8 protein-coding genes and 6 pseudogenes are annotated in these 10,930 nt (G+C 44.9%); all 14 read right to left on the bottom strand.

Going from position 1 to position 10,930, the window contains the following annotated elements; translation table 11 throughout:
• Positions 1 to 6: 6 nt before the first annotated feature.
• Entirely contained in the window at positions 7 to 294 is a 288-nt protein-coding gene (locus ARADI_RS12705) for a head-tail connector protein (RefSeq protein ID WP_119712276.1), read from the bottom strand.
• 59 nt (positions 295 to 353) lie between these two features.
• Positions 354 to 1,606 (bottom strand): annotated as a pseudogene (locus tag ARADI_RS12700) (phage major capsid protein).
• A gap of 59 nt (positions 1,607 to 1,665) precedes the next feature.
• Positions 1,666 to 2,283 carry a head maturation protease, ClpP-related gene (locus ARADI_RS12695; protein WP_439647128.1) on the bottom strand — a complete coding sequence of 206 codons (618 nt, stop codon included), beginning with the start codon at positions 2,281 to 2,283 and terminating at the stop codon, positions 1,666 to 1,668.
• Positions 2,284 to 2,496: 213 nt separating this feature from the next.
• Positions 2,497 to 3,768 (bottom strand): annotated as a pseudogene (locus ARADI_RS12690) (phage portal protein).
• Between the two features lie 56 nt (positions 3,769 to 3,824).
• Positions 3,825 to 5,528: pseudogene (locus ARADI_RS12685) on the bottom strand (terminase large subunit).
• Between the two features lies 1 nt (position 5,529).
• A pseudogene (locus ARADI_RS12680) lies at positions 5,530 to 5,995 on the bottom strand (phage terminase small subunit P27 family).
• Between the two features lie 790 nt (positions 5,996 to 6,785).
• Positions 6,786 to 7,319 carry a hypothetical protein gene (locus ARADI_RS12675; protein ID WP_238149450.1) on the bottom strand — a complete coding sequence of 178 codons (534 nt, stop codon included), beginning with the start codon at positions 7,317 to 7,319 and terminating at the stop codon, positions 6,786 to 6,788.
• Entirely contained in the window at positions 7,261 to 7,581 is a 321-nt protein-coding gene (locus ARADI_RS18640) for a lysis system i-spanin subunit Rz (protein WP_238149449.1), read from the bottom strand. Before ARADI_RS18640 ends, ARADI_RS12675 begins: the two co-directional genes overlap by 59 nt.
• Positions 7,520 to 8,471, bottom strand: a pseudogene (locus ARADI_RS12665) (DNA cytosine methyltransferase). Before ARADI_RS12665 ends, ARADI_RS18640 begins: the two are co-directional and overlap by 62 nt.
• Before the next feature lie 290 nt (positions 8,472 to 8,761).
• Positions 8,762 to 8,971 carry a hypothetical protein gene (locus tag ARADI_RS12655; RefSeq protein WP_119712275.1) on the bottom strand — a complete coding sequence of 70 codons (210 nt, stop codon included), beginning with the start codon at positions 8,969 to 8,971 and terminating at the stop codon, positions 8,762 to 8,764.
• Positions 8,949 to 9,512 carry a Rha family transcriptional regulator gene (locus tag ARADI_RS12650; RefSeq protein ID WP_369407028.1) on the bottom strand — a complete coding sequence of 188 codons (564 nt, stop codon included), beginning with the start codon at positions 9,510 to 9,512 and terminating at the stop codon, positions 8,949 to 8,951. The genes ARADI_RS12655 and ARADI_RS12650 overlap by 23 nt, the downstream gene beginning before the upstream one ends.
• A gap of 232 nt (positions 9,513 to 9,744) precedes the next feature.
• Positions 9,745 to 10,314, bottom strand: a pseudogene (locus tag ARADI_RS12645) (lysozyme).
• 5 nt (positions 10,315 to 10,319) lie between these two features.
• The gene (locus ARADI_RS12640) at positions 10,320 to 10,541 is read right to left on the bottom strand and encodes a hypothetical protein (protein ID WP_147392414.1); all 222 of its coding nucleotides are present in this window, start codon (positions 10,539 to 10,541) and stop codon (positions 10,320 to 10,322) included.
• Between the two features lie 119 nt (positions 10,542 to 10,660).
• A complete protein-coding gene (locus ARADI_RS12635; protein ID WP_119712274.1) occupies positions 10,661 to 10,840 on the bottom strand; it encodes a phage holin family protein in 180 nt (59 codons plus the stop codon).
• Positions 10,841 to 10,930 lie beyond the last annotated feature (90 nt).

Below are 10,930 nucleotides of genomic sequence, written 5' to 3'. Positions count from 1 at the left end.
CATCAACTAAAAACTTAAAAAACGGAAAAATAGACAACTATTCCATATCGGATAGCCCCCACGATACTCATATAACCCCGTCACCAATAGTAACATACCCTGAATAATCGCCGCATTGATAACCAGACCGTTAGGGTCAGTTTTAGGCACGGAGGCTTTGTAGAGATTACAGTTAAGGTGTGCGATGGTTTTTTGCTCTACGGCGGCGATATAACTATCAAGGAGTACATCTTCACTGTTATCGTCTAATTCAATCCTGCATTGTCGTTTGACCTGTTCTTTGTTAATAAGCATAGTTGTTTATTTCCAGTAAACAATGGCCTACATTGATAGGCCATTGTATTTAACGTTGATTACTCTCCGTTATTCCCGCCTTTTCCTGCGCCACCTAAAACCTCTATCTTAGTTAAGTCACCTTTGATAAACGCTTCAGGGTGGTAAACCGCGAGCGCCAGACGCTCTTCGCAACGAATCAAAATCATATTCTTTTCAAAATCATTGGTATTCTCGGTACTGATCACCATGTTTGCTTCTTCACGGTCAAACAGTTGCGCACTTAAATTGAAAGCCCCCACCAGGAATTTATCTTTAAACTCAGCGGCTTCTGTGACGACAACGGGTAAGCCCCACAACGTCGGCGTCGTCAGGGCTGCCGGATTGGAAAGGAGATAGCGCCCCAGCGTATTCTTGATAAGTTCAATCTGTGCCTAGTTGGTAAAGTGCAACACACGGCCTGTCGCGGGGATCCGTGTGAGTTGCCGCTTGTAGCATGGCAAGCCGCAGATCATCGATCGCGGTTCGATGTGCTGGTTTTAATTCTACTTTGAATGCAGTGGCTTGAGTAAAGATCCCGTTCAGGTTTGAACCGGGTACCGTCACCGAAGAGAATTTGCTGCTCTTCAACGTATTTCAGGCCATAACGTAGCTCCATATCGATAAGGGAGGCCAGTTGCGAAAAGTCATCCAGAATTTGTTTGGAGGCTTTAAACATATGGGCAATCGTGCGAACGGGGACGGTTGCCTCTTTAAATTCAATCGTGCTATAGGGCTTCGTGGTATTTTCCGCGACAGTCTTGGCATTATTATTATTGGTAAATCCTTTCTGCTTCACGTAATAAATCGTGTTACTTTGCGTCTTTCCACTGGCAATCAAATCACGAATAAACAACCATTGCTTCGGCTTGGTCAAGATGTCTGTTTGACGGTCTGGGGCGACAATCGTTCCTGTAACATCCGATGAAATAAGTGTAGCGTTAATCGGCGCGACTATCCGTTTGCTGGATTCCATGCCCGAGCCTAAAGCCTGTACCACCTCCATGCCAACCACTTGTTGACCGATAGAACTCACCACGTTCAACGCATTGGCGACCGGCATTTGGGCAATATGTTGTTCAACTTCGCCTACCTGGGCTTTCAGGGTTTTTTCTGCTTCGCGTAAGGCGTTTAATTCGACCGCCATTTTATCAACGGCCGCCTTGGTTTCTGCGGAAAGTTCACCGGATTTTTTCGCTTTCTTCAGGGGTTTCTCTGCCTGGGCGTTATATTTGCTGCTGGCTTCTTCAATAGAAGCCGTTACTTTCTTAAACATTTCATTAATATCAGACATATTGTCTCCAGTTTAATGGGGTATCGACACCAGACGACGCAAGGCATTATCCAGTTATGTCAAGGTCTCCGAAGAAACATTAAGGGTATAGCGGACAGCGTACCGTGAGAGGGCGTGATAGCGCTCGGCATATCACCCCGTAAAGCTTTAAATAATCGTCGGCGTTCAGCGCGAGGTGTATTGGTTTTCTCTAACAGTGCATCCAGTTTTCTCAGTGCGGCGGTAGGCGAATCGTTATCCTGTTGTGTGCTATCAGCGGGTAGGAAGGCATCCGCCGCAAAACCTTTCTCTACCGCTTCGCCGCCATTAATCCAGGTTTCATTATCCATCATCGCGGTGATCGTCTTTTCATCCATCCCGGTTCTGGCGACGTAAACATCCCGCATGGCAAAATCAAAGGGGGTCATTTTTTCGGCAATGTCGGCAAAGTCATGGCGATGACCGACGGCCATACCCCAGGTGTTGTGGATCATCAGAAAAGCACTTCGCCCGATTTGTATCTCATCGCCTGACATGGCAATGATTGAAGCCGCAGAAGCCACTAATCCCAATATTTTCACGGTCACTTTGCTAGCATATTCACGGAGTTGATTGAAGATAGTTAGCCCTTCAAATAGATCGCCACCCGGCGCATTGATATTGACGGTAATATCTTTACCTTTCAGTGAACGTAATATTGCGCCAATTCGTTTAGCGGTGATCCCTTCACATGCCCAATCCTGCCCAATCGTCTAAAATATCGATAGCGTATTATCATCCTGGATTGATGCCCTGATGATGCGGTTCCATTTTGTTAATGCTGACTGTGAAATTTCACTGGTCATTTTCGGACAGGGAAAAACCGCCGGGAATACCGGAAGTGCATGTTTTTTCATCGGGAAAAACTCCAGTTATTTTGTTTCTTGCTGGGGGCCAGTCGGGTGATGAGATGAGGATTTTTCAGGAAATAACCAGGCATTTAGAGCAACTCGTGCTTTTTCGCTGTCATTCGCCTGCCCCAGTTGATCGAGGGGCGTGAGGTTTAACTGAACAGTATACAGGTCTTCGCCATCAATCGGCGGCAGATTTTCCAGTCTCCTCACATCATTGCGACTCATCCAGCCATTTTGTAGCGCAGTAGTGTAATAGGCTGCTCGACCCGTGCTATCGGTTCTGAGCAGTCCTTTAACAGAAAATTCCGCAAAATAATCCTTGTTATTATCCAACAGACAGCGGGCAATTTCCTATTCAATATTGACCAGTAAGGGCCGTAATGTATTGGTCAAGAAAATCAGGTTCATCCCTTCTACGCTAGAAGCCTAACTGCTTTATTTCGTAATATGACCGACCATAAACGGCGGAACGCGATACCAACGGCAGATTTCTTCGACGTTATGATCGCTGCTTTCCAACATTTGTGAGGTTTGTGGATCGAGGGGGATACCATTAAATTTCATTCCGGCTTCTAGCAACATCACTTTGCCGATATTTTCTGAGCCAGCAAAGTTTTCAAGATGCTTATTAAATCTTTCACGTTGTTCTTCTGACAACAACTTATCGAACGAGATAAAACCGGATGCCGACATGCTTTTCTGGAAATACCGATCTGCCGTTATTTCGAGCGACATCGCGTAGCCAAACACCTCACGACCCGTTTTCAACGGCATTATGCCGGAAATACCGTCTAATCCGAACCCCCGTATGCGCATCATGTCATTATCTGCAATAACTCGGGGTTTTAATGAGGAATAACCCGGTTTGGTGTCGTTGGTATAGTGGTATTCCAGTCGCCCGTTATCACGGCGTTTAACGGTGATGTATTGGGGTAATAGTGGGACGAGGGAGACCAGACGCTGACCGACCTTCTTTTTTTCAACAAAGGCATTACCACGTAAACACAAGCTGGCAACAATCATTTAGATAAAACGCGAAGGGGTCATTTCCAGGTTAGGACGACGACACAAGACAGGATAAGCAGGGTGTTGCTGTGCGAGGCTGCGTGAACCATCTGACTCACGGTGATAGAGTTTGAGCGGTAACGTGGATATCGATTCACTCAACAGACGCACATACGCCCAGACCGCAGAAAGTTGTAGGGCTTTATCCGTTGTCACCACTTGCCCACTCTTACTTTGGCTATAGTCATGAAACGATGACAGCGTATCCGTTAAATTCTGCGGCACACCTAGCTAGGTGTGCACCGCGCTTTTAATTTTGCCAGGAGATTTATGTTTTTTCACTACAGCCCTAACATAATCGGATTTGTTAAAAAGCCAACCAGATCTCCGCTTTCTTCCTCAACAACCTCGGCGGCCCCGATTGCCATCGCCAGCGCAACAACCCCGTCAATGCACCCGGTTACTACGGCGTTTGCTAAAAACACGATTGCCGTTTTTATCTTCTTCAATAACGGTATTCGCGGCCTTCCAGCGTAGGCAGGGATTAAAATCAATGAGTAATTCACCACCGAGAAGACGCTGCTCAAGCAATTCAATGGATCGTGGCATCCAAAGTCCGGATTGTTTCGATTTTCCAAAGCCTTGTCCGTGCGGCGTTAATACCGTATTCACCCCTTCGTTTTCCAGTTCTGGCTGTAAATAATCAAGATGATACGCATCGTAGGCAATACGATTGAGGGTATATCGTGCGGATAATTCGGCTATTCGTTGAGCAACAAAACCCAGATTAATCTCATTCCCTGGCGTGGCGTTAATATAACCCTCTCGCAACCAGGCATCGTAAGGCACTCTGTTTACCCTAGCACGTTCCAGTAAGGTGTCTTTAGGTGTCCAGAACTCGACATAAGCCACTTTTTCTTCCGGCCAATAAAGCGCCAGTGCCGTTAAATTCTGCTTGCCGGATAAATCCAGGCCACCATAGCAGGGTGAGCTTGCTAGTGCTCCTAAATCCAGCGAGGCTTCCTCACCCGCCATCCAGCTATCACTATTAATCCAGGGATTCTCGGCATCGACCCACTGACAGAAATTGAGACGACGAACCAGGCCTCTCTTTGGCTGGCATACCACGGGCTTGCGTGACTTGCTCCTGTAGATAGCGTTCGCTGAACGTATGCTATAATGAGGGATTCGTTTTTTTCCAACAACCGCTATCTTTAAAGGGGTCATTGCCTTCGTCCAGCGAACAGATGAATGCGAAAAAGCTATCATCTTCAATGCTGCCCTCTGCCACTTTACGTCCGTATTCGTGATAGTCGTAACACACACTGGTTTTGTTATGGCCGCTATTGGTGATCATGAAAATCAATGCCTGTTGGCGGCCTTTCTTTTGTGCCCGCCCGCATCATTTCAACGATCTGATTACTTTTGTGTTCGTGAATTTCGTCAATCAAGGCACAGTGAGGACGCGGGCCGGATTGCCCATCATCGGCACTGATAGGCCGGAAAAAAGCACGGGCTTGTAAAAATGCCAGATTCCATTCCTTACCCGCCCCACCGGATTTCTGGATACGTTCGGCCAGCTTTGGCGATTGGTCTATCATCGCGACGGCGTCACGAAACAGGATCATCTCCTGGTCTTTTTTGGTGGCAGCGGCGTAGACTTCGGCTCGCGCTTCATTATCGGCAACCAGACAATAGAGCCCTATCCCCGCCGCCAGTGGCGATTTCCCTGATCCTTTTCCAGCTTCAACGTAGGCCATCCGAAAACGGCGTTGTCCTTCGTTGTTTCTCCAGCTAAAAAGGGTGCCAACGATAAAACACTGCCAAGGGAGTAAATTAAACGGCTTGCCTTCATAGATACCGCCGTTCAATTGCAATACGTTGGAAAAAAAACGGATGGCACGCTGTGCGGATCCGACATCCCACAACAGACCCCGCGTATTACCCGTCGATAAATCTCGCAAGTGACGTTGACAGGCATGACGAATATCAGGCCCGGCAATCTCTACGCCTGAAATAACTTGAGTGGCATAGTCGGTGGGCAAATCAGTGAGCGAAGAATTCGTCGAGTTCGTCCGTTTTTTTTCTTTGTCATGTGTCCTCACCTTGGTTCTTGCTGCGGGTGTTAAGCCAAATTCAACCAGATAGCTTTAAAGCGTTTATCCGCATCCGACAGCATCGAAACGGCTGGATTCGCCTTGATTAATATGCCGTTTTGAGAATGCACCTAAAACGTTTCACCGTTGCTCTCTATCAAGGCGCGATATCGCAGGATCTCAGCGTAAATATCACACAGCTTTTTCAGTGCAAAAGCATCGGCAATCGTTAATATGCCCATGCTATTTAACAGTAGTGTTAGCCGCTCCCAGATTTCTTTTGCCGTATTGGATAAGTGTTTTGGGGGAGGAACTGAATAGGGTGGTGGGGTAGGCTTTGCGCTATTAAGTAGTCTTCTTCCTGGATTACCGGTTACTAATTTTAAGGCGGTTGGTTTTGGGCGTCTTCCAGCCATAAATGTATCCATTTTGTTAATTTTTATAAAAGTATTTGTATTTCAATAATATAAGATGTTTTGTGAAATGAGATTTCATTTCGCGACTGTGCGTACAGAGGGGGCAACGTGGGTCAGTAAGCTTTATTTACTGGAACTTTTAACCCACTCTCCCTATTTATTTTGTTGATACCAGTGACTATTGGGATTACTCGGCATCCCGTTTTCATCACAACCAAAGCCTTTGTTACCTTTTTCCATCCGTTGCTTGGTTGTGTTGTGATGTTGAGCACAGAGTGGCTGCTAGTTCTTTTCATCCCAGAAACGTTTTTGTGCTGTCTTAACTTCTTCTGCTTGTCTGAGCAAAGTGAAGACGATGCGTTACAATGTGGTCAATGACGGTAGCAGGATTAATTAAATCACTATCTAGGCACATTACACATAAGGGATTTTTGGCAAGAAATGCCTGTCTCGCTTTATACCAGCGAGAATTGTACAGTTAGGTTTTCTTCATAAGGACAACCATGTTTTACAGGAAGGCCTAGAAATTTGGCTTGGCATATTGATTGTCTGAGTTAAAGAATGCCTTTAATTCTTTTTGTAGATCATTGAGACATTCAGGATTAATTCTTAAAGCACAAAATTTGTATAATTTAAACCTATAGACTTCGCCATTTTTTCTATTGGAACAGTTTTTACATACTTTATTCTCGATACAGGTATAAGAAACTCCACGCTATCAAACGTAGTAAATTTCAAAAAGTCATTATTTATTAATGGCTCACGCGCAGATATATACTCTTTGGGAGTATCAGCATCTTTGAAGCAGACTTGAATCCCATACGCAAACATTTTTGGCGAAATTCTCATTATATTTCCCTCTTTCTTTCATTATACTGACACGCTTTTTTGGCGTATTAAGTAACGCTTCTCTGGCATTTTTAAAAGTTTCAAGTGCATTATCTTCATTCGGCGGCTCAGGCAACGGCATCGAGTGGCTAGCGGTACAAGTTTTTTGGATACCTTGGCAAGAATATCCATAGTGGAATTTGCTATTTCCTAGATAAGTACCGATCAATTGCATTTTGTTTTCTTTTCGATAAATTAGTACCTTATCGTCAATGTCTGGCATACCAACACGACAATCAATCGAATGATTCATTCCTGCTTTTCCTGTTGATGAGAGAGCACCACCTGCCGAATTATAATCCTGCAAGCCGTTTATTTGCTGTTCTGCGATTTCAATTCGTCGTCTGAGGGTTAAATAATTTAGTTGAGCGGTGTAGTCAAAGTCTGGCGCGGGCTGCATCATCCAAGCCGGAGGGGGTGGTATTGACTGACACATTGGAACAGGTTGCTTTGACGTGCAACCGGCGACGACTAGTAGCTACATCGCGCTCAAGCTGGGTAATAAGTTTCTTATCATGTTCAAGTGCTTTGGTGTGTTGTGTATCCAGCGCTGGGATGGTCTGCATTTGATGGCTTAACTGCTCAAATACAACCTGTTGTTTTTCCCTATCATATACAGTAATCTTTCGTGCTTTTTCAGCGTCGTAATACAGTGTCCGGTAATACAGGGTTACTCCTAATATTGAGGTCAGTAGCAAAGCGATAACAAGAGGAATTTTCCAATTCATAAGTTGTTTCCAGAAATGCCGTTATGAATGCTGATGTAACTTGCGGAACAATCGCATTCCCGTAGGCGCGCAGTCGTCCCACTCTGTTGGTAATCCCATTAGCCAACGGGAATGTGTCGGGTTCAACTGATCGCCACCTTCCGTCCCTGCAATAAAGCCAATCAGCATCTCGCCAGAAGCCTTTAGTCGCATTAGTTGTGACCAATAAACTATTTTGTGTATCTGGTCTTTGAGATTCGAGCAACCCCTTTCTTCTTTCATTTTGCTAGTACTTCCACTGAACACATCGACATTGAGTCAATCGCATTCGGCGTGCCCTACAGAGCCCGTCAGCCATACCAAACGTACTAGCTGGGATTTGATCGCTGCATTGCATTCCCTGCCATCCTTCCAGTCGCCCGCAGTGGGTGTCGGCCAGCCAATATAGTCTCTGTTTGATATGCGGTGCGTCGAAGCACGCAATGAATAAATCAAGTGCTGCTGTGGTGTACTTCTCTGCTTCCAAGTCAGTTTGTACAATGTCGAGCCAGCCGAGGCCGTCTTTGCTCGCAACCTGTTCACCAAAAATAACGTCAGGGTTGCACTGCTGGATGAGATGAAAGAACGCGGGCCACAAGTGCCGCTCATCAGCAAATCCTTTACCTTTACCTGCCGCGCTGAAAGGTTGGCAAAGGCAGCTTCCTATCTAGACTGGCTTGTTATCGCGCCATTCTGCATTACGCAATGCGTATGACCAGACACCAATTCCGGCGAAGAAATGGCATTGTGTAGGGTTTAAGGTCATCCGGTTTGACATCCTTTATTGAGCATTCATCGACATCACCATCGGCAATATGACCCGCAACGATTAAATTACGCAGTCATTGCGCCGCGTAAAGGTCAATCTCGTTGTAATAAGCAGACAAAATGATTCCTTACCGTGCGATATAATAAGATTTATGGGGATAAATTCAGAACGGGTAATTATTTCTTTACGCAAATTGCTTTTGCGTTGATGTCCTTAAAAGTCTCAAATTCCTGTTCAAACCTTTTTGCGGCAAATTGATACCTGTTTTCAGTGTCAAACTTTTGTGTATGAAGGCTAGCTACGTTACTGGACGAGTAAGGACTGGCATACATAGCCAGGATTAATATCCACATGAAGTCATCCTCATTTTGGTTTGATTTGAGGCTGATACTTTCCAGCCCAGACTTTGGCAACATGCAGACAATCTACAAACATCTTACCTTTTGCACTGGCGGTATTGCGGCGATAATGTTCTTTTGCTATGTCTGCACTGATCCGTGCTACAGATTGGTCATATCCTTGTTTGATCAATTCAGTTATTACATGTTTTTCAATGAATTCTAGGTTGCTCATCTTGCTTTAAATTCCTGGTATCTGGAAAATTGCCAAGATCGCATAGAAGAAGTTGAGAGAGTTTTTTCACCTGTTCTTCAACTATTTTAATTGTCTTTTTTTCTCTTCTACGTAACGCCATTAGGCTGCTACCTTTTTGGCCATGCTCTGTAAAAGAATACTTTTCAGCCAGTGCAACCCGATCTTGCATCTGCTTAATGGTGAATTCTGTTAAATCGGACAAGTCGAGAAGGTTAATATCTTGACCACCTTCTAACTCAGTCATCCTGTCGAACACGGTTTCCTGTAGTTCGTAACTGTAGCTCATTGCCATTAGGCAAGCTTCACGTTTGGGGAAGCGATAAATCTTGCGTGTGGCCTGAGCGCCGTTTCCAGCGGTGAAAATATCATCTCCAAAAAACTTTGGAGATGTGGTCTCTCCTAAGACCTTTGGCACTTTGAGCATAAAGCTGTCGTGACGTAGCTTACGATACTTCTTGCAAGGGAACGCTAAACCCTTCACGTTTTGCTTTTGATGCACGGTCAGTGTTAATGCAGTCAACCATTTCAATACTGCTCATAGTTGGCTGTTTAGATGTGGGGAGTACGATAACATTTGAATATTGCATTGCGTTTTCCTTTTGAATTGAACCGTTGCTGCATAGGAAATCAGTCCATCGAGGCTCGCCAGCACTAACCGACTTCCTCAAAGGCTCATTTCAAAAGGTTCCGGTTTGATGTGATTCTTTATGTAGCGTGGCGCGTATAGAAAAGCCTTGAACGATAACCAAGGCTCATTGAGTTGGATTGATTAGTAAATCTGGATTTAAACAAAGTTCCCATTCCACCTCTCTGCGATTAATCAGCACGTTTGATACCTTTCCTTCATCGTATTTCCATCGGCACATCTGATCACAAGCGCCGTGAATATCTCCGGCGTTCAACTTTTTGAGTAGCGTTGAATTGGCAAAAGCCCCACTGCCAATATTGTAAACAAATGAAATTAAAGTGGCTTTCTGCAAATCGGAGAGCGGAACAGTGACATAATGTTCAACGGTGGAGCGTGCTACTTACAAATCCCGTTTCATCAACTCGTTACATTCTTCTTCGCTATAGATTTCTCCCTGTGTAACGTCCTTGCCCGTATGACCGTGACAAACAGTGAGCACACCACCACCATCACGATAGAGCTTATAGAGCTTATAGAGCTTATAGAGCTTATAGAGCTTATAGAGCTTATAGAGCTTATAGAGCTTATAGAGCTTATAGAGCTTACCTTCGTGCCACTGCACCAAGACGGCAGCCAGTGCTAATACGCCGCCTGCCGTCACTGTTATCAATCGTTTACGAAATTCAGGAGACATTATAGTTAGCCCGTCGGCAGTTCAGCCGAGTATTGGTACATATCGGGCGTGAAAGTTTCATATTGACCGTTATCCCAACCCTGAAAGTAGAGAAAATCTCCACTTTCCGCAATAACACTGACCACGACATTGTAATAGGCTGCATTATTGGTAATAAGATACTGCTTAACTTTTGATGACTTGCTGGGGTTTTCACTGGAAGGGTGCAAATGGAGTGGTATAGCCAACCGACTTAAAGATTACAGCCGATGCCCTGATATGTGGCAAAAAAGCATAGCTGACTGTTATCAAAATAATGTCGCTTGGCTATAATTCATTGCTCATCGTGACTTCCTCTTTATTGTTATTATTTTATCTTGAAACGGTACTCTTTGTGTCGGTAGTACCAGTTGAGGCCAACGGTCAACACTGAACAGATAATACCGGTAATTAGCGCCCATTCACTGAGCGAAAGCGCTCCAAATAGGAACGTCGTCGCGCTGGCAACATAGGTAGTGCCCGTTGTGTATTTTTCAATATTATTCATAGATAGCTTTATTTATTTTCGGGTGTTTGAATAATGGGGTATGTCTCTTCTGGGAGAAGGGTAGCGCTTCGGCAAAAAATCATACCTTTG

Source organism: Arsenophonus endosymbiont of Aleurodicus floccissimus (assembly GCF_900343025.1).
Taxonomy (GTDB): domain Bacteria; phylum Pseudomonadota; class Gammaproteobacteria; order Enterobacterales; family Enterobacteriaceae; genus Arsenophonus.
This window is presented reverse-complemented; position numbering and strand designations above follow the sequence as displayed.